General features: G+C 73.0%; 15 protein-coding genes and 1 pseudogene. 7 read left to right on the top strand and 9 right to left on the bottom strand.

The window, feature by feature from the left end:
• Positions 1-285: 285 nt before the first annotated feature.
• Positions 286-1,644, bottom strand: a complete 1,359-nt coding sequence (locus IG64_RS11570) for an SWF or SNF family helicase (RefSeq protein ID WP_078883937.1) — start codon at positions 1,642-1,644, stop codon at positions 286-288.
• Positions 1,641-4,505 (bottom strand): DEAD/DEAH box helicase, encoded by a 2,865-nt coding sequence (locus IG64_RS11565; protein WP_037854737.1) that lies wholly within the window; start codon positions 4,503-4,505, stop codon positions 1,641-1,643. Before IG64_RS11565 ends, IG64_RS11570 begins: the two co-directional genes overlap by 4 nt.
• Positions 4,506-4,767: 262 nt before the next feature.
• On the opposite strand from IG64_RS11565, the gene IG64_RS11560 reads away from it, so the two are divergent.
• Both IG64_RS11560 and IG64_RS11555 read left to right on the top strand, forming a co-directional pair.
• On the top strand, positions 4,768-5,826 hold the full coding sequence (locus IG64_RS11560; RefSeq protein WP_037854735.1) for a fatty acid desaturase family protein: 1,059 nt from the start codon (positions 4,768-4,770) through the stop codon (positions 5,824-5,826).
• Between the two features lie 205 nt (positions 5,827-6,031).
• Positions 6,032-6,214 carry a hypothetical protein gene (locus tag IG64_RS11555; protein ID WP_037854733.1) on the top strand — a complete coding sequence of 61 codons (183 nt, stop codon included), beginning with the start codon at positions 6,032-6,034 and terminating at the stop codon, positions 6,212-6,214.
• A gap of 130 nt (positions 6,215-6,344) precedes the next feature.
• Here the strand turns inward: IG64_RS11555 and IG64_RS11550 are convergent, their stop codons facing one another.
• Positions 6,345-7,307, bottom strand: a complete 963-nt coding sequence (locus tag IG64_RS11550) for a hypothetical protein (protein WP_037854732.1) — start codon at positions 7,305-7,307, stop codon at positions 6,345-6,347.
• A gap of 266 nt (positions 7,308-7,573) precedes the next feature.
• Between IG64_RS11550 and IG64_RS11545 the strand changes: the two genes are divergently transcribed.
• A complete protein-coding gene (locus IG64_RS11545) occupies positions 7,574-8,446 on the top strand; it encodes an oxygenase MpaB family protein (RefSeq protein WP_051812691.1) in 873 nt (290 codons plus the stop codon).
• 237 nt (positions 8,447-8,683) lie between these two features.
• Positions 8,684-8,928: pseudogene (locus IG64_RS38660) on the top strand (hypothetical protein); the annotation flags it as partial.
• 53 nt (positions 8,929-8,981) lie between these two features.
• Here the strand turns inward: IG64_RS38660 and IG64_RS11540 are convergent.
• Positions 8,982-9,581, bottom strand: a complete 600-nt coding sequence (locus IG64_RS11540; RefSeq protein ID WP_037854816.1) for a class I SAM-dependent methyltransferase — start codon at positions 9,579-9,581, stop codon at positions 8,982-8,984.
• A 225-nt stretch (positions 9,582-9,806) separates the two neighbouring features.
• On the bottom strand, positions 9,807-10,235 hold the full coding sequence (locus IG64_RS11535) for a PPOX class F420-dependent oxidoreductase (protein ID WP_037854729.1): 429 nt from the start codon (positions 10,233-10,235) through the stop codon (positions 9,807-9,809).
• A 93-nt stretch (positions 10,236-10,328) separates the two neighbouring features.
• Between IG64_RS11535 and IG64_RS11530 the strand changes: the two genes are divergently transcribed.
• Complete coding sequence (locus IG64_RS11530; protein ID WP_037854727.1) at positions 10,329-10,742, top strand: roadblock/LC7 domain-containing protein; 414 nt, start codon at positions 10,329-10,331, stop codon at positions 10,740-10,742.
• Between the two features lie 122 nt (positions 10,743-10,864).
• Complete coding sequence (locus IG64_RS11525) at positions 10,865-11,809, top strand: DUF6397 family protein (protein WP_037854726.1); 945 nt, start codon at positions 10,865-10,867, stop codon at positions 11,807-11,809.
• Between the two features lie 74 nt (positions 11,810-11,883).
• Here the strand turns inward: IG64_RS11525 and IG64_RS11520 are convergent, their stop codons facing one another.
• Both IG64_RS11520 and IG64_RS11515 read right to left on the bottom strand, forming a co-directional pair.
• Positions 11,884-12,750, bottom strand: a complete 867-nt coding sequence (locus tag IG64_RS11520; protein ID WP_037854725.1) for an acyl-CoA thioesterase — start codon at positions 12,748-12,750, stop codon at positions 11,884-11,886.
• Positions 12,751-12,811: 61 nt separating this feature from the next.
• The gene (locus tag IG64_RS11515; RefSeq protein WP_037854723.1) at positions 12,812-15,325 is read right to left on the bottom strand and encodes a DEAD/DEAH box helicase; all 2,514 of its coding nucleotides are present in this window, start codon (positions 15,323-15,325) and stop codon (positions 12,812-12,814) included.
• Positions 15,326-15,470: 145 nt separating this feature from the next.
• Here IG64_RS11515 and IG64_RS11510 point away from each other — a divergent pair, with 145 nt between their 5' ends.
• Positions 15,471-16,265 carry a metal-dependent hydrolase gene (locus IG64_RS11510; protein WP_037854721.1) on the top strand — a complete coding sequence of 265 codons (795 nt, stop codon included), beginning with the start codon at positions 15,471-15,473 and terminating at the stop codon, positions 16,263-16,265.
• 80 nt (positions 16,266-16,345) lie between these two features.
• Here IG64_RS11510 and IG64_RS11505 read toward each other — a convergent pair whose 3' ends face one another.
• Complete coding sequence (locus IG64_RS11505) at positions 16,346-16,615, bottom strand: type B 50S ribosomal protein L31 (RefSeq protein WP_037854720.1); 270 nt, start codon at positions 16,613-16,615, stop codon at positions 16,346-16,348.
• A gap of 60 nt (positions 16,616-16,675) precedes the next feature.
• The gene (locus IG64_RS11500; RefSeq protein WP_037854719.1) at positions 16,676-17,149 is read right to left on the bottom strand and encodes a DUF5709 domain-containing protein; all 474 of its coding nucleotides are present in this window, start codon (positions 17,147-17,149) and stop codon (positions 16,676-16,678) included.
• Positions 17,150-17,174: the final 25 nt, after the last annotated feature.

Here is a 17,174-nt window from a genome sequence, read left to right as displayed (position 1 = left end):
CCTCCTGGGAACACAAGTGCGCTGACTGCGGCCAGCGTCGGGCCACACGTGCAACGGCCGCCGACGGGCGGGTGAACGACGGGCGTCCGCGGGCGGTCGGCCTGGGGACGGCCGGGCGCGCCGCCGTCCGGGGAAGGGGCATCCCCTGCCCCGGACGGCACGGCCCCCCGCATCAGCCCCCGCGACCAACCCCTACTGCGCCGGACCGGGCTGTCTCAGGCGGGCACGTGCCGGCTCGGGCGACGCACGCGCGGTGCCGGCCCTTCACGCGGTCGGGGCGCGTGGTCAGGGGCCTTCCAGGGCGGGGTCCGGTGCGGTGGTCTCCTGTGCTGCCGCGTCCTGCGGCGGCGTGTCCCCCGCGGGGGTGCCCTGTGCGGTGGCGAGTGCGGTGGCAGGGTCCTGGGCGGCGGCGCCGGCCGGCTCCCAGTGGCCGTTCTCCTTGTGGAAGGGCCACCAACGGCCGTCCTGGCCGAGCCGGAGCTGGTGGGCCGTACCGACGACGGTCCACCGGTTGCCCGTGGCCCGCAGCGAGGGCCGGTCCTCCTCCCAGGCCGACGTCAGTGCGGCACGCGCGCGGGCCTGTGCCTCGCCGTCGGGGGTCCACTCCTCCTCCAGCACGGACAGCCCGGCGGCGCCGCCCGCGAGCCAGGCCCGCACGGCCCGCGCGAGCTGTGCCCTGCTCCGTCCCGAGCCCTTTGCCAGCCGGTCCAGCAGGACGTCGTCCGCGCCCCCGGGGTGGCCGGTGCCGTCGATGCCCTCCCACCGGCCCGCGGCAAGGCGCACGGCGTCCTGCGCGGCCGTGAGGCCGTCGTCCGCCGGATAGCCGGGGGGCGCGGCCTCCCGTACCCCGACGAGCCACCTGTGAGCCGTGGCCGCGGTGTGCGCGGCCAGGAACTCCAGGGCGGCCGGGTCGACCCCGGGCGGCGGTGCCGCGTCGGTGCCGAGCGACGGCGGCAGGCCCGGTCCGGCCAGGGGCCCGGGCGGAGGCGGCAACGCCGGCAGGGTGCGTCCCGGTGCGTAGGCCGCCGCTGCGTCCACGCCCTCCGGCGCGCTCGGTGCCTCGTCCCGCGCGGCGTCCCGCGCGCGCAGCTCGCCGAACAGGGTGCGCTCGTCGCAGCCGCGCATCAGCAGCAGCACGAAAGGATCCTGGTCCAGGAGGCGGGCCACGAGGTGGCACAGCGCGCTCGTGTGCCCGCAGTGGTCCCAGGCCTCGCAGTCGCACCGCGGTTCCAGGTCGCCGATCCCCGGCAGCAGCTCGATGCCGGCGGCCGAGGCGTCCTCGACGAGATGGGGAGGCAGGTCGCGGTCGAGCAGGGCCGCCAGGTGCCCGGACCGTTCCACGGCCAGGTCGAGGAACCGGGCCCACTGGGCGTCGGACAACCGCTCCAGCAGGACGTCCGCACGGTGCGCCGTGCGGTCCCGGTCGTGCACGACGGCGGTGATGCGGCCGGGGCGCACCGACACCGCGCCCACCGCTCCCGAGCGGGCGAGGCGCCGTCCGGTCCGCACCTGCTGTCCGTCCAGCGCCGTGTCCTCCAGCGCCTTCAGCCAGGCGTGACCCCACCAGGTCTGCGCGAATCCGCGTCCCTGCGCGGGAGGCAGCGCGGCGAAGGTCCGCTCCGGGTCGGTGTCGTGGTCGGTCATCGGGGCCCTCCTCGCAGCTCCACCAGCGCGGCCAGTTCGGCGTCGGTCAGTTCGGTCAGCGCGGACTCACCGGATCCGAGGACCGCCTCCGCGAGGCCGCGCTTGCGGCGCAGCAGGTCGGCGATGCGGTCCTCGACCGTGCCCTCCGCGATGAGCCGGTGCACCTGCACGGGCCGGCGCTGACCGATGCGGTACGCCCGGTCGGTGGCCTGCGCCTCGACCGCCGGGTTCCACCAGCGGTCGTAGTGCACGACGTGTTCCGCGCGCGTGAGGTTCAGTCCCGTGCCCGCGGCCTTCAGCGACAGCAGGAACACCGGGACCTCGCCGTCCTGGAAACGGCGGACCGACGCCTCCCGCTCGGCGACCGGTGTGCCGCCGTGCAGGAACAGCGGCCGTACCCCGCGCGCCGCCAGGTGGCGTTCGATCAGCCGCCCCATCCGCACGTACTGCGTGAAGACCAGCACGCTCGCGTCCTCGGAGAGGATGGTGCCGAGCAGCTCGTCCAGCAGCTCGAGTTTCCCCGACCGCCCGGTGAGCACGGACCGTTCCTCCTTGAGGAACTGCGCCGGATGGTTGCAGATCTGCTTCAGGCCGGTCAGCAGCTTCACGACCAGTCCGCGCCGGGCCATGCCGTCCGCGCCGGAGATCTCGGCGAGCGTCTCGCGCACCAGGGCCTCGTACAGCCCGGCCTGTTCCGCGGTCAGCGCGACGGCGTGATCGGTCTCGGTCTTCGGCGGCAGTTCGGGCGCGATACCCGGATCCGACTTGCGGCGGCGCAGCAGGAACGGTCCGACCAGCCGCGCGAGGCGTTCGGCGGCGGCCGGGTCCCGTCCGCTCTCGACGGCCTGCGCGTACCGGCTGCGGAAGGTGCCGAGCCGGCCGAGCAGACCCGGAGTCGCCCAGTCGAGGATCGCCCACAGCTCGGACAGGTTGTTCTCCACTGGGGTGCCGGTGAGCGCCACGCGCGCGCCCGCGCCGATGGTGCGCAGCTGACGGGCCGTGGCCGAGTACGGGTTCTTCACGTGCTGGGCCTCGTCCGCCACGACCATGCCCCAGGCCACCTCGGCCAGTCGCGGCGCGTCCAGGCGCATCGTGCCGTACGTGGTCAGGACGAACTCGCCGTCCGCGAGGCCCGCCAGGTCGCGCCGGGCCCCGTGGAAGCGGCGCACGGGCGTACCCGGCGCGAACCTCTCGATCTCGCGCTGCCAGTTGCCCATCAGGGACGTCGGGCACACCACCAGTGTCGGGCCGCCGGCCGTCGGGTCCTGCTGCCGGTGCAGGTGCAGCGCGATCAGCGTGATCGTCTTGCCGAGGCCCATGTCGTCGGCCAGGCAGCAGCCGAGTCCGCCGGCCGTCATCCGTGCCAGCCAGCCCAGGCCGCGCAACTGGTAGTCGCGCAGCCGGGCGGCGAGCGCGGCCGGCTGTGCGACGGGCTCCTGGGCCTGCGGTCCCGTGAGGCGGTCCCGCAGAGCTGCCAGCCACCCGGTGGGCCGGACCTCGACGCTGTCGCCGTCGACCTCGGCGGAGCCCGTCAGCGCGGCACCCAGGGCTTCCACGGAGGTGATCTTCCGGTCCTGCCGGGCTCTGGCGCGCCGCAGTTCGCCGGGGTCGACGAGCACCCAACGGTCGCGCAGTCTGACCAGGGGCCGGTTCGCCTCCGCCAGGCGGTCGAGTTCGCCGCGCGTGAGCCGCTGACCGCCCAGTGCGAACCACCAGTCGAAGGCGAGCAGGGCGTCGGCGGACAGCGCCGCTCCGGGCCCCGGCGCGGCGCGCCGGGAACCGTCCGCGCCGTCCGGCGGCCCGACGGTCGCACCCGACGTCAGCCCGCGGGCCGTCTCCGCGGGCCAGTGCACCTCCATCCCGGCCGCGGCGAGCGCCCGCGCGCCCTCCCCGAGCAGGCCGGCGACGTCCTCGTCGGCGAGTTCGACGGTGTCCGGCACGGTCGCCGACAGCAGCGGGGCCAGGGGCGGCCAGGCCCGGACGGCCCGGCGCAGCGCCAGCAGGACGTCCGTCCTGGCCCCCGGTCCGAACGTCGCGCCCATGGCCTTGGGCTCGTCCCAGATCCGCACCGCGTCGGCGACCCGCGCGGGGCCGCTCACACTGTGCACCTGCAGTACGGCGCGGAACCGCGGATCCGGGCCGCCCGGTCCGGCGGTGTCCAGCCCCGTCACCTCGACGCGCAACGAGACGCGCACCCCCGCGTCGTGGCCCGCGGCCACCTCGGCCGCCCATGCCCGGTGCTGCGGTACGTGCTGCGGTTCCCGGACCGCGTAGGCCGCCGCGCCCGTGACGAGGGGCGCGGCCGGTGACCGGGGCAAGGTGTCGGCGACGGCGTCCAGGAAGGCACGCAGCAGACGCTCGGGGCCGGGCAGCAGCAGCCGCCCGGTGTCATCGAGCGGCACGGCGTGCGCCTCGGGCGGCATCGCGGCGGCCAGCGCCTCGACCTGCTCCGCGTCGACGCCGTGCAGCGAGGCCGCGCGCCAGGCGTCGTGATCGCCCGCCGACAGGCCCGGCAGCAGCAGGCCGCGCGCCGTGAGGTGCAGGCCCAGCACGGCTGCCGCGCCCCAGAAGACGGTGGCCCGGTGGCCCTGCCCGTCCCCACGCGCGCGCGTGAGGACGGGCAGGGCCACCCGCAGGGGGAGAGTGACGGCGGGAACGGTCACCCGCGCGACCGTGTCGTCGCGGGGAAGGACGACCGTCAGGTCCGTCACGGGCACCTCGGCCGGCGCCGCGGGAGCCGAGCCGTCGGGCCGCCAGAAGGCGACCCGGCCGGTGCGCGCGGGGTCCGAAGGCAGGAACACGGCACAGCAGCGGGCGAGTTCGGAGAGGTCGGGCGGTGTTGCCGGGAAGATCCTCTGCACGGCGACGCTGATTCCTCAAATTTGACTACTGGTGAGCCGCCGAGGGTACAGCACCATGGCGCCGCCCGGGGGCGGTGCGGCAGTGACGTGCGCCACCGGAGGCAGAGGTGCTGCCAGCCCCCCGTCCCCCCTGGGGCGGCCCCCCGCCCCGCCTGCAGGTGACCCCCCGGCGTGCCCGGGTGCTGGCGCCATGGTCGGCACAGGACCTCGATCCCTACGTTTGCTCAGGTCAGGCCGATACCGAGAGACCGGAGACCCCGCCATGCCACAGCCCGCCGCAACCGTCGCGGACGGTATCGCCGAAAGGGCCGGCGGACCGTCCGCCGGCGGCAGCGAATTCGCGCCCCTGCTCCGCACCGTCAGGAGCCAGGAACTGCTGGGCCGACGCCATGGCTGGTACGCGCGCGTCATCACCGGCAACGCGCTCGCCCTCGCCGCGGTCGTCGCGGGGCTCTTCCTGATCGGCGACTCCTGGTGGGCCCTGCTCCTGGCGGTGCCCTTCGCCGTGCTCTTCGCCCGTACCGCCTTCATCGGCCACGACGCCGGCCACGCGCAGATCACCGGCCACAAGGCGGTGAGCCGGGTGATCGGGCTGGTGCACGGAAATCTCCTGCTCGGCCTGAGCTTCTCCTGGTGGAACGCCAAACACAACCGGCACCACGCCAACCCCAACCACATAGAAAAGGATCCGGACGTCGCCGCCGACGTACTCGTCTTCACGGGCGGACAGGCCGGTGTCCGGCAGGGCTTCCGCCGCTGGCTCACCCGCAACCAGGCCTGGCTGTTCTTCCCGCTCACCCTCCTGGAGGGCATCGCGCTCAAGGTGCACGGCTTCCAGGACCTGCGCCGCCAGTCCCCCCGGGAGCGCGCGGTGGAGGGCACCCTCCTCGTCGCCCACGTGGTGGTCTACTCGGCGCTGCTGCTGGCCGTCCTGTCACCGGGCAAGGCCCTGGCGTTCGCCGCCGTGCACCAGGCGCTGTTCGGACTGCACCTGGGGCTCGCCTTCGCGCCCAACCACAAGGGCATGGAGATGCCCGACCCGAACGGTGACCGCTGGGGGCACCTGCGCCGTCAGGTGCTCACCTCCCGCAACATCCGCGGCGGCGTCCTGACGGACTGGTTCCTCGGGGGACTCAACTACCAGATCGAGCACCATCTCTTTCCCAGCATGCCGCGCCCGCACCTGCGGCTCGCCCAGCCCCTGGTGCGCGCCCACTGCCGGGACCTGGGCATCCCCTATGCGGAGACCGGCCTCGTCGACTCCTACCGGCAGGCCCTGCGCCACCTGTACGAGGTGGGGGAACCGCTCAGGGCGGAGTAGCCGGGGCGGAACAGCCGTCGGTGGAGCGGCGCGGCGGCCGCCGTTCGTACCGGGCGCCCCGTCCAGGGGCAGACCCGTAGGGGACGGGACTCCGGGATCTCTCAGGGGTATCCAGGGGACGTCTTGGGGGTGCGGCCCGGAACCGCCCGAGCCGCGCAACCGTTTCCACGACAGAGAGCGGCAGTGGCCGCGAAGGAGGCGACAGATGTCGAAGAACGCGAAGATCGCTGTGGGCGGAGTGGCGGTCGGACTGATCCTGTGGATCTGGCTGCCCTGGTGGGCCGCGCTCCTCATAGTCCTCGGCGTCCCGGCCGCCGCCTACCTCGCGCTGGACCCCTCCCAGCGCCGCAGGCTCCGCCGCGTCACCCGCAAGGAACTCGGCCGCTGAGGCACGGCTGCCCGGCCCCCGGCCGTCGCCGCGCAGGGTCAGCCGCGCGTCCGCCCGGCGGTTGCCCGTCCGGGCGGGGAGCCGCGTGAGCCGCCCCGCCCGGGACGTCGGCCAGGGACGGCGCAGCTGTTCAACTGGGGCGTACCGCCAGCTTGTCGAGGGCCTGCAGCAGGCCGGGCAGCTCGGGCCCCCGGCCGACCGGATGGACCTCACCGGGCTCCTCGTCGAGGAGGACGAACGCGATGTCGTCGGTCCGGGCCACCATCGACCAGCCCGGTCCGTCGGCGCGCAGGGTCCGCGCCTCGCCCGGGGCGAAGGAGGACCGGACGCGGCCCACCGGAGGCGGCGAGTCCAGGTACGCACGCGCCTCCGCCAGGACACGCCGGACGGCCCGGTGCCCCGGGAGAGCCTCATCCCCGGGTCCGCTCGGCGTGCCGCCCCCCGTCGCGGACCCGCGCCCCTGGTCGCTTTCCCGCGCTCTGTCGTCTTGCCCGTCTTCCCGGGCCGCGCCGGCGTCTGCCTCCCGGTCCGCTGCGCCGGCGTCGCCGCTCGCGCCCGGCGCATCGCCGCTCCGCCCGCGCGGGGCGGCGAAGGCGTCGTCGTCGAGCTGTTCCCGCCACGCCGTCCAGCGCAGGGCTATCTCGTCGGCGCCCAGGCGCCGCTGCGCCGGCCCCCAGGTGCTGGTGTCGGGCGGCACCAGCAGCGGACCGTACCCCGCCTCCGGGGCGGGATCATGGGGTGCGGGCACACCCGGCGCCGCGACCGCGACGGCCAGCGGCCAGCCCGGCAGCGCGGCGACGACCGTGCGCTCGTCCGGCGACAGGTCGTACTCCATGCCGCAGTCCCAGGAGGCGATGGCCACGGCCACCAGTGACACGTCGTCGACGACGACCGTCCACCGTGCCCCCGCACCGTCCTGACCGAGCACCAGCCCGTATCCGTCCGCCGCCGGGGCCAGACCGAGCGCCGCGCAGGCTTCGGGATAGTCGTCGCCCAGCACGCTCGGGAACTGCGCCGGCGTCAGCAGCACCGCCGTGAGCACATAGAGCGCGTCATCCGCGGCGGTGACGGCCTCCTCGTCCGTCCCGGCCATCCCAGCCTCCCCATCGGTTCGTCCAACGGCGCGCACCCTAGTGCGCGGGGAAGGCGGTTGTCACGGCCCGCGTCACCTGTCGGACCTGCAGTTTTCCTCCCCGGAGGGGGCAAACGACCGCACCGCGTGCCGACTGCTGCGCACTTCGCGCACCGCTTCTCCACCGATGGCTCATATGCCGCTACGCACAGTAGAGTTGAAGGGCGACCGGGAAGAAGGGGTGCGGCGTGCAGAAGCGGTACCAGAGGCTGGAGCAGATCCGCCGGATGGACCCGGTGGCCGAGGCGACCGAGATCCACCGGCTCACCGCGGCGTACGAGTTCCCCTGGGACTTCACCCGCGCCCTGGAACTGGCCCTCTACCGGACGTACGCCGTCCCGAGCATCGGCAGGCTGCTGGCCGAGACCGCGGAACTCACCGACCGCGCCCAGAAACGGTACGACGACACGGCACTGCTCCTGGACACCGTCGTCGAGCACGGTTTCACCGGTGAACCGGGCCGCACCGCGATCCGGCGCATCAACCAGATGCACCGCAGCTACGACATCAGCAACGACGACATGCGCTATGTGCTGTGCACGTTCGTCGTGATGCCCAAGCGGTGGATCGACGCGTACGGCTGGCGCAGGCTCTCCCGGCACGAGACCGTGGCCGCCGCCGTCCACTACCGTACGCTCGGCCGCCACATGGGCATCAAGGACATCCCCGAGTCGTACGAGGAGTTCGAGGCACACCTCGACGCCTACGAGAAGGCGCACTTCGGCTGGGACGAGCAGGCCCGCACGGTCTCCGACGCCACGCTCGACCTGATGACGTCCTGGTATCCGCGCCCCCTCGCGCCCCTCCTGCGCGGCGCCACCCTCGCCCTGCTCGACGAACCGCTGCTCAGGGCATTCCGGTACGACCCGCCGTCCGAGCTGACCCGAGCGCTCGTACGCCGTGCGGTCCGCGCGCGGGGCCGCGCCGTCAGGCTGCTGCCACCGCGCCGCGCACCGCATTTCGCGCGGCAGAACTGGGAGATCAAGAGCTATCCGGACGGCTACCGGGTGGCCGACCTGGGGACCCGTCCGGTGCCCGGGCTCCGGGGCTGCCCCGTGCGGCACATCAGCGACTCGGCGGGCGACCGCACCGGCCAGTGAGCCGGCCGTGGCCCGCGGCCGGGCCGGTTCCGCCCGGGGCGCGGCCCGCGCGACGGTGAGGATGCCCCGCCGGAAGGGGGCGTCCAGTTCCTCGGCCCGAAGGGCCGGTCACCTGTGGAAGAGGCTCGACGGCGTCTCGACGAGGACCGGCCTGCGCCGCGCACGGTCGCCTGGGCGGCGGGATCGTCCAGGTGTCTGAGGAGGGCCGGGGCGGTGGACCAGCGGTTCCCGTCGGTGATGTCCCGCCGCACCGGTTCGGCGCACCGACGGAGGGTGAGCACGAGGGTGACCGAGTTCGACGATGCGGGCGGCCGGATCCGCTGGACCGGGACACCCGGCGCGAACCAGCCCGGGTGCACGGGCACTGGCTCGGTGCGGACTCGTCCGTCTGCCACCCGCACATCGCGGCGCGCCCGGAACTCGTGGGCAGGCGCAGCGTCTTCGTCGACCTGCCCGGACACGGCATCGGCGACCGGCCCGCGTGAGCCGCTGGTGTCGGCGGTGCGGGTGCGGGTGCGCGGGGACGCGGTCGGCCTCAGTCCTCGCGGACGGCCAGCGCGAGGAAACGGGCGTCCTCGTCGGCGTACGACGTCATGCGCCACCCCGCCCCCGCCAGCAGCGGCCCGAGGTTGGGCTCCGCGCGCAGGTCGTCCGGCGTGACGCGCCGCCCCTGTCGTGCCGCGAGCGCCGCCCGGCCGATCGGGTGGAACAGCGCCAGGCTGCCCCCGGGCCGCACCACGCGCCGCAACTCCCGCAGGTTTTCGGCCGGGTGAGGAAGATGTGCGACGAGACCCGCCGCGAACACGGCGTCGAACGACTCCGAGCCGAACGGCAGCGCCGCGACATCGGCGAGCACCAGTCGCCCGCCCCGGTCGCGGCCGGCCCGTAGGGCCGCCTCCAGCATCGCGAGGGTCAGATCGGCCCCCACGACCACGCCGGAGCCACCCACGGCGGCGCGCAGCGGCGGCAGGGCGCGTCCGGTCCCGCATCCGGCGTCGAGCACACGGCCGCCCCGGCAAAGCCCCAGCTCGGCGACCGCGGCGGCATAGGCGGGCCCGTCGTCAGGGAACCTGCTGTCCCAGTCCGCGGCGCGGGCGGTGAAGAACTCCTGTACGCGCGTGTGGTCGTCACTCATGCCGTGCATGATTGCCCACCGCATCGGGTGATGTCACTGCGCGCATGTGCGGGCGGGGGGCGATCCGACCCGGCCCGTCGGGTACGAGCGGGTCCGGTACTTCGTGGCGTACTCGATGGTCATGCGGCCCCTGCCGAACGGATGCGCACCGTAGGCAGGCCGCGACCCGCCGGGCTGAAGGGGGCCGCGGACGCATGGCCTGCCGGGGCCGGGAAGCGGACCGGATCAGTCCGCGACGTCCCGCACCGCCACGACCTTGTCGATCCTGGCCCGGACCAGCAGTTCCCCCGGGACGCCGTTGCGCGCACCGAACTCCTCCGCGCGCTCCTCGCCCATGTACCGGGCGCCGATCCGGGCGGCCCAGTGCCGGACCTGGTCCAGATCCTCGGACAGATGCGCGCGTCCCTGCACCACCACGAAGGCGAACGGCGGCCGGTCGTCGTCCACGCACAACGCGAACCGGCCGTCACGTGCCAGATTGCCGCCCTTCACCGTGTCCTTCCCGGTGTTGAAAACCACGTCGTCCCCGTCGAGCAGAAACCAGATCGGCGCCACGTGTGGGCTTCCGTCGGCCCGGACGGTCGTCAGCTTGGCGGTGCGGGTGCCGTACGAAACGAACGCCCGCCATTCCTCGTCGGTCATCTTGTCTGCCATGCCCCCATCCTCCTTGCCGGGGCAGTGACAGTGGTGAAGGCTGGCGGGAGATCCTCCGGCCAGGAGGAGACCACACAGGGGGGCGACAGCATCATGGAGCAGAAACACACACTCGGTTGGCTGCTGGACGACCTGACCGAACGGGTGGAACACGTCCGGCACGCCTTACTCCTGTCCACCGACGGGCTGGTCACGGGAGCCAGCACGGGCCTGCGGCGGGAGGACGCCGAGCATCTCGCCGCCGTCTCGTCCGGGCTGCACAGCCTGGCCAAGGGCTCAGGACGTCACTTCGGCGCGGGTTCGGTGCGGCAGACGATGGTCGAGTTCGACGACGCGGTGCTGTTGATCACCGCGGCCGGCGCGGGCAGCTGCCTGTGCGTCCTCAGCGGCGCCGAGGCCGACATCGGGCTGATCGCCTACGAGATGACCCTGCTGGTGAACCGGGTCGGTGAGCACCTCGGCGTGGCGACCCGGCGACGTGAAAGCGGCCCTGCGACAGACCTCTGACCAGCGCGTTCGCTTCTTCCCCGGAGTTGTCCACAGGCCCGAGCGGAGATTCGCCGCCGCGGCTACCGTTTTTCACAGGCGAGCGCGGCAGACGCGAGCCACTCACTCCACGGGGGACGAACATGTCCGGCGACACCATCACGCATGAGTCCACACCCGCGCCCCGCCCCGCCGCGGGGAAGCGCGACACGACGACTTTCAGTCAGAGCCGGGCCGCCCGCGAACTCGGCCTCAACCGCCGCCAGTTCGACATCGCCGTGCGCCTCGGCCACATCCGCACGCTCCCCGACGAAGGCGGAGGCGGCCGCCGGGTGGCACGCGAGGAGATCGAGCGGCTCCGCGCTCAGCAGGACTTCCCCGAGGCACTGCGCAAGCGGGCGGAAGCCGTCGTCGGCACCCGGCAGGCCACGGAGGTCATGGGGGTGACCAGAGACCGGTTCACCCGCCTGGCCCGCCTCGGCCTGGTGGTGCCCGTCGACTTCTACGTCAACAGGTACCTGGCCGTGGTGTGGCTGTACCTGGCCGACGAACTCGAGGGATTCGCGGCCGACCCGAACAACGCCCCGCTGCTGAACCGGCCGCTGCCGGAGTCACTGCGGGACCAGCTGCACGCGGGCCTGGACCTGCGCCCGCGCAACTGGCGCGGCCGGTACCTCGGCTTCCTGCTGCGGCAGGCCGGGGATCCGTGGGAGCGGGCCGCCGCGCTCGCCTCACTGCTCGACCCGCTCCAGGTCGCCGAGACCGTCGGCGACCCCTGCGAACGCGCCCACCTGAACCGCTTCCGAGCCCGGCCGCCCGCGCACGGGCCCCACGGTTCGCCCACCGCCCACCTCACCGAGCGGATCACCACGGCGGAGGACCCCGATGAGATCGCCTGGCTCCGGGCGGACCTGGCGGGCGCGGTGACGGAGGCGCGCGAACACCGTCCCGCGCCGCGCCCGGCGCTCCGGCATTCCGACGGAGGAGCGGCGCAGGACGCACGGCCCGCACCGGACGGGAGGCGGGAGCCCACCCGGGAGGACCCGTCGAGGGGTCTGCTCGGGCGGTTCTTCCGCAGAGGCGCCTGACCTCCCCGGTCACGCTCCCGGCGCCGCCCGGAGCCGGCGTCCGCCACCGGCGCCGAACGGCGGCGGCCGACCGTCTACACCGGGCGGAACAGTCCCTCCTGGACGACCGAGACGAGCAGACGCCCCTCCGTGTCGTAGATGCGACCGCGGGCCAGACCCCGCCCGCCCGTCGCGACCGGGGACTCCTGGTCGTACAGGAACCATTCGTCCGCCCGGAAGGGCCGGTGGAACCACATGGCGTGATCCAACGAGGCCATGTCGAAGCCGCGCGGACCCCACAACGGCTCGACGGGCAGACGCACCGCGTCGAGCAGCGTCATGTCGCTGGCGTAGGTCAGCGCGCAGGTGTGCACCAGAGGGTCGTCGCCGAGCGGCCCGACCGCGCGCATCCACACCGCGCTGCGCGGTTCGGCGTCCTCGATCTCCTCGGCGGTCCAGCGCAGCCGGTCCACGTACCGGATGTCGAAGGGCTGGCGGCGTGCCATCCGCTCCAGTTGCTCGGGCAGCACGCCCAGGTGCTCGCGGACCTCCTCGGCGACCGTCGGCAGGGATTCCGGGGGCGGAACCTTCCGGGCGGGCGGCAGCTGGTGCTCGAAACCACCCTCTTCGGCGTGATGAAAGGAGGCGGTCAGATTGAAGATCGTGCGGCCTTGCTGCACCGCGGTGACCCGGCGGGTCGTGAAGGACCGTCCGTCCCGCACCCGCTCGACCTGGTACACGATCGGCACCCCCGGCCGGCCGGGCCGCAGGAAGTACGCGTGCAGGGAGTGCACCGGGCGGTCACTGTCCGTGGTGCGTCCCGCGGCCACCAGGGCCTGGCCCGCCACCTGGCCGCCGAAGACCCGTTGCAGGGACTCCTGCGGGCTGCGGCCACGGAAGATGTTGACCTCGATCTGCTCCAGGTCGAGCAGATCGACAAGCCTCTCGGCCGGGTTCGTCATGGGTGGGATTCTCCTGTGCTCACGGCTGACCGGGACGCGTTCCCGGCTGACCGACGTCCCTTCAGAGCTGTCCGACAGCGGTCACCCGGACGACCGCCCGGCCCTCGGCGTCCGAGGCGGCAAGATCGACCTCCGCGCTGATGCCCCAGTCGTGATCGCCGTTCGGGTCGTCGAAGATCTGCCGTACGCGCCACAGCCCGTGCTGGGGCTCCTCCTTGATCACCAGCAGCTTGGGGCCGCGGGCGTCGGGGCCGGTGCCCAGATCCTCGTACTCGTCCCAGTACTTGTCCATGGCCTCGCCCCACGCCTCGGCGTCCCAGCCGGTCTCCGCGTCCATCTCGCCCAGCTCCTCGACCTGGTCGAGGGCGGCGAGTTCCACGCGGCGGAACATCGCGTTGCGGACCAGGACACGGAAGGCGCGCGCGTTGGAGGTGACCGGCTTGACCTGATCGGCCTTCTCCTGTGCCTCCTCGGCGGTCATCTCCTCCGGGTTCGCCAACTGCTCCCACTCGTCCAGCAGGCTGGAGTCGACCTGGCGCACCGTCTCGCCCAGCCAGGCGATCAGGTCCTGCAGGTCCTCGGACTTCAGGTCGTCCGGGACGGTGTGCTCCAGCGCCTTGTAGGCACTGGCCAGGTACCGCAGGACGATGCCCTCGGTCCGCGCCAGTTCGTAGACGGACACCAGCTCGGTGAAGGTCAGGGCCCGTTCGTACATGTCCCGGATCACGGACTTGGGCGACAGCGGGTGGTCGCCGACCCACGGGTGGCTCTTGCGGTAGGTGTTGTACGCGTGGAAGAGGAGTTCCTCCAGCGGCTTGGGGTAGCTGACGTCCTGCAGGCGCTCCATGCGCTCCTCGTACTCGACGCCGTCCGCCTTCATCGCGGCCACGGCCTCGCCGCGCGCCTTGTTCTGCTGGGCCGCCAGGATCTGCCGCGGGTCGTCCAGCGTGGACTCCACGACGGAGACCATGTCCAGCGCGTAGGACGGCGATTCGGGATCGAGCAGCTCGAACGCGGCCAGCGCGAAGGTGGACAGCGGCTGGTTGAGCGCGAAGTCGTGCTGGAGATCGACGGTGAGGCGGACGATCCTGCCCTCGGCGTCCGGCTGGTCGAGCTTCTCGACGATGCCGCCGTCCAGCAGCGACCGGTAGATGGCGATGGCCCGCCGGATGTGGCGCAGCTGCTGCCTGCGCGGCTCGTGGTTGTCCTCCAGCAGGTGCCGCATCGCCTCGAAGGCGTTGCCGGGGCGCGCGATCACCGACAGCAGCATGGTGTGCGTCACGCGGAAACGGGAGGTCAGCGGCTCCGGCTCGGAGGCGATGAGCTTGTCGAAGGTGGTGTCCGACCAGGCGACGAAACCCTCGGGCGCCTTCTTGCGGACGACCTTGCGACGCTTCTTCGGGTCGTCGCCGGCCTTGGCGAGCGCCTTCTCGTTCTCGATGACGTGCTCGGGGGCCTGTGCGACGACGAAGCCCTCCGTGTCGAAACCCGCACGCCCCGCCCGGCCCGCGATCTGGTGGAACTCCCGGGCGCGCAGCGTGCGCACCCGGCTGCCGTCGTACTTGGTCAGGGCCGTGAACAGCACCGTACGGATCGGGACGTTGACACCGACGCCCAGCGTGTCCGTGCCGCAGATCACCTTCAGCAGACCGGCCTGCGCCAGCTTCTCCACCAGCCGCCGGTACTTGGGCAGCATGCCGGCGTGGTGGACGCCGATCCCGTGCCGGACGTACCGGGAGAGGTTGCGGCCGAACTTCGTGGTGAAACGGAAGTTGCCGATCAGCTCGGCGATCTGCTCCTTCTCCTCACGGGAGCACATGTTGATGCTCATCAGCGCCTGCGCCCGCTCCACCGCCTGTGCCTGTGTGAAGTGGACGATGTACACGGGCGCCTGCCGCGCCTGCAGCAGCTCGGTGAGCGTCTCGGTGAGCGGGGTGCGCCGGTACTCGTACGACAGGGGCACCGGTCGGGTCGCCGAGCGGACCACGGCGGTGGGCCGGCCGGTGCGGCGGGTGAGGTCCTTCTCGAAGAACGAGACGTCGCCGAGCGTGGCCGACATCAGGACGAACTGCGCCTGCGGAAGTTCGAGCAGGGGAATCTGCCAGGCCCAGCCGCGGTCCGGTTCCGCGTAGAAGTGGAACTCGTCCATGACGACCTGGCCGACATCGGCGTTCTTGCCGTCACGCAGGGCGATCGAGGCAAGGACCTCGGCGGTGCAGCAGATGACGGGCGCGTCGGAGTTCACGGAGGCGTCGCCGGTGAGCATGCCGACGTTCTCGGTGCCGAACAGCTTGCACAGCTCGAAGAACTTCTCGGACACCAGTGCCTTGATCGGCGCCGTGTAGAAGGTGACCTCGTCCCTGGCCAGGGCCGCGAAGTGCGCACCGGCGGCGATCATGCTCTTGCCGGAGCCGGTGGGCGTCGACACGATCACGTTCGCCCCGGAGACCGCCTCGATCAACGCCTCCTCCTGATGGGGGTAGAGCGTGAGACCCCGCTCCTGGGCCCACGACTCGAAGGCTTCGTAGAGGGCGTCGGGGTCGGCGGTCGGCGGCAGCTGATCGATGAGGGTCACGCACCCATCTTGCCTGGCCGCCCGGCCCGGACGGGAATCGGCTGCCGGAAGGAAGATCACGACCGCTACGCTGTGTGGCCGGCGCCCTCACGGCGTACCGGGCCAACTGGGCGGCAGCACACGACGAATGGGGCGGACAACGGCCATGATGGGACCAGCACACTCACTGTCGGGCGCCGCGGCCTGGCTCGGGGTCGGAGCGGCGACGGCTGCGGCCGGGCACGCGATGCCCTGGCCCGTCCTGCTGGTCGGTGCGCTGATCTGCGCCGGGGCGGCACTCGCCCCGGACCTGGACCACAAGGCCGCCACCATCTCACGGGCCTTCGGCCCCCTGTCGCACTGGCTATGCGAGATCGTCGACAAGCTCTCCTACGCCGTCTACAAGGCGACCCGGAAGAAGGGCGACCCGCGCCGTTCCGGTGGACACCGGACGCTGACCCACACCTGGCTGTGGGCGGTCCTCATCGGTGCCGGTGCCTCGGCCCTGGCGATCACCGGCGGACGCTGGGCGGTGCTCGCCATCCTCTTCGCGCACATGGTGCTGGCCATCGAGGGCCTGCTGTGGCGGGCGGCCCGCGGCTCCAGCAGCGACGTCCTGGTGTGGCTGCTGGCCGGAACGAGCGCCTGGATCCTCGCAGGCATCCTCGACCGGCCCGGCAACGGCTCGGACTGGCTCTTCACGGCGCCGGGCCAGGAGTACCTGTGGCTGGGGCTGCCGATCGTGCTGGGCGCGCTGGTGCACGACATCGGGGACGCGCTGACCGTCTCCGGCTGCCCCATCCTGTGGCCGATACCGCTGGGCCGCAGGCGCTGGTACCCCATCGGACCGCCCAAGGCCATGCGTTTCCGGGCGGGCAGCTGGGTCGAGCTGAAGGTGCTCATGCCGGTGTTCATGCTGCTGGGTGGGGTGGGCTGCGCGGCCGCGCTGAACGTCATCTGAGCCGCTCGTCGCCCCTGCGGTCCCGCGCCCGCGCCGTGCGCGGACGGCGGACCGGACCGCAGTGGTGGCGGTGGCCGCTGTCAGCTCTCGTCCCGGCTCTGCCCCGAGCCGCCGCCGTAGCGGCGTTCGAACCGGGCGACGCGGCCCTCGGAGTCCACCGTGCGGGCCTGGCCTGTGTAGAAGGGATGGCTCTCCGAGGAGATCTCCACGTCCACGACCGGGTAGCTCTTCCCGTCGTCCCAGTCGATCGTCCGGTCACTGACCGCGGTCGAACGGGTCAGGAACGCGTAGCCCGCCGCCCGGTCGCGGAAGACCACGGAGTGGTAGTCGGGGTGCTTGTCCTGCTGCATGGATGCTCCTCGTCGTGCGGCGGTGGCGCGGGAAGCGGCGACGGCGGCGGGCGGGCCGCGTCAGCCGTACAGGGTGTCCTCGTCGACGACGTGCATCGCCGCCTCCTCGGCGGAAGCGGCCGCGCCGTCGATCCCGACGTCCATGGCGACCAGCGCGCTCTCCTCGTCCTCGTGGGCGCCCTCGTCGGGGGCGACGAGGCGGCCGGAGCGGGCGGCACCGACCTCGTTGTCCAGGAGTTCCCCGTCGGAGCCGTCGCAGTCGCCGATGCCGTCGCCGTCCGGCGGAGCGAGGTCGGGCAGCTCCTCGGCCAGACGCTGCTCCAGTGTCTCGCCCTGCCGGCGCTCCGCCGCGGTCACCCCGGTGTGCTCCACGGCCCACGGCCGCTCGGGAGGCGACCAGCCACGGTCCAGCGGATCGTCGACACCGTCGTACTCGAGGGTGTCCTCCGAGTCCAGCACTCCGGTGTCTTCCTTGATCTCGGAGTCGTCATCGGGCTGGTAGACGTCGTCTCCCCATCCGTCGGCGCTGTCCACGGGTACCTCCAGGTGGTGGGGACGG

It is taken from the genome of Streptomyces sp. NRRL S-340 (assembly GCF_000720185.1).
Taxonomy (GTDB): domain Bacteria; phylum Actinomycetota; class Actinomycetes; order Streptomycetales; family Streptomycetaceae; genus Streptomyces.
This window is presented reverse-complemented; position numbering and strand designations above follow the sequence as displayed.

Bases quoted from the DNA above. Each gene is read 5' to 3' on its own strand.
- IG64_RS11510 (WP_037854721.1), top strand. From the start codon at position 15,471: ATGATGGGACCAGCACACTCACTGTCGGGCGCCGCGGCCTGGCTCGGG.
- IG64_RS11570 (WP_078883937.1), bottom strand. From the start codon at position 1,644: ATGACCGACCACGACACCGACCCGGAGCGGACCTTCGCCGCGCTGCCT.
- IG64_RS11540 (WP_037854816.1), bottom strand. From the start codon at position 9,581: ATGAGTGACGACCACACGCGCGTACAGGAGTTCTTCACCGCCCGCGCC.
- IG64_RS11505 (WP_037854720.1), bottom strand. From the start codon at position 16,615: ATGCAGCAGGACAAGCACCCCGACTACCACTCCGTGGTCTTCCGCGAC.
- IG64_RS11550 (WP_037854732.1), bottom strand. From the start codon at position 7,307: ATGGCCGGGACGGACGAGGAGGCCGTCACCGCCGCGGATGACGCGCTC.
- IG64_RS11520 (WP_037854725.1), bottom strand. From the start codon at position 12,750: ATGACGAACCCGGCCGAGAGGCTTGTCGATCTGCTCGACCTGGAGCAG.
- IG64_RS11555 (WP_037854733.1), top strand. From the start codon at position 6,032: ATGTCGAAGAACGCGAAGATCGCTGTGGGCGGAGTGGCGGTCGGACTG.
- IG64_RS11530 (WP_037854727.1), top strand. From the start codon at position 10,329: ATGGAGCAGAAACACACACTCGGTTGGCTGCTGGACGACCTGACCGAA.
- IG64_RS11545 (WP_051812691.1), top strand. From the start codon at position 7,574: ATGGACCCGGTGGCCGAGGCGACCGAGATCCACCGGCTCACCGCGGCG.
- IG64_RS11560 (WP_037854735.1), top strand. From the start codon at position 4,768: ATGCCACAGCCCGCCGCAACCGTCGCGGACGGTATCGCCGAAAGGGCC.
- IG64_RS11525 (WP_037854726.1), top strand. From the start codon at position 10,865: ATGTCCGGCGACACCATCACGCATGAGTCCACACCCGCGCCCCGCCCC.
- IG64_RS11535 (WP_037854729.1), bottom strand. From the start codon at position 10,235: ATGGCAGACAAGATGACCGACGAGGAATGGCGGGCGTTCGTTTCGTAC.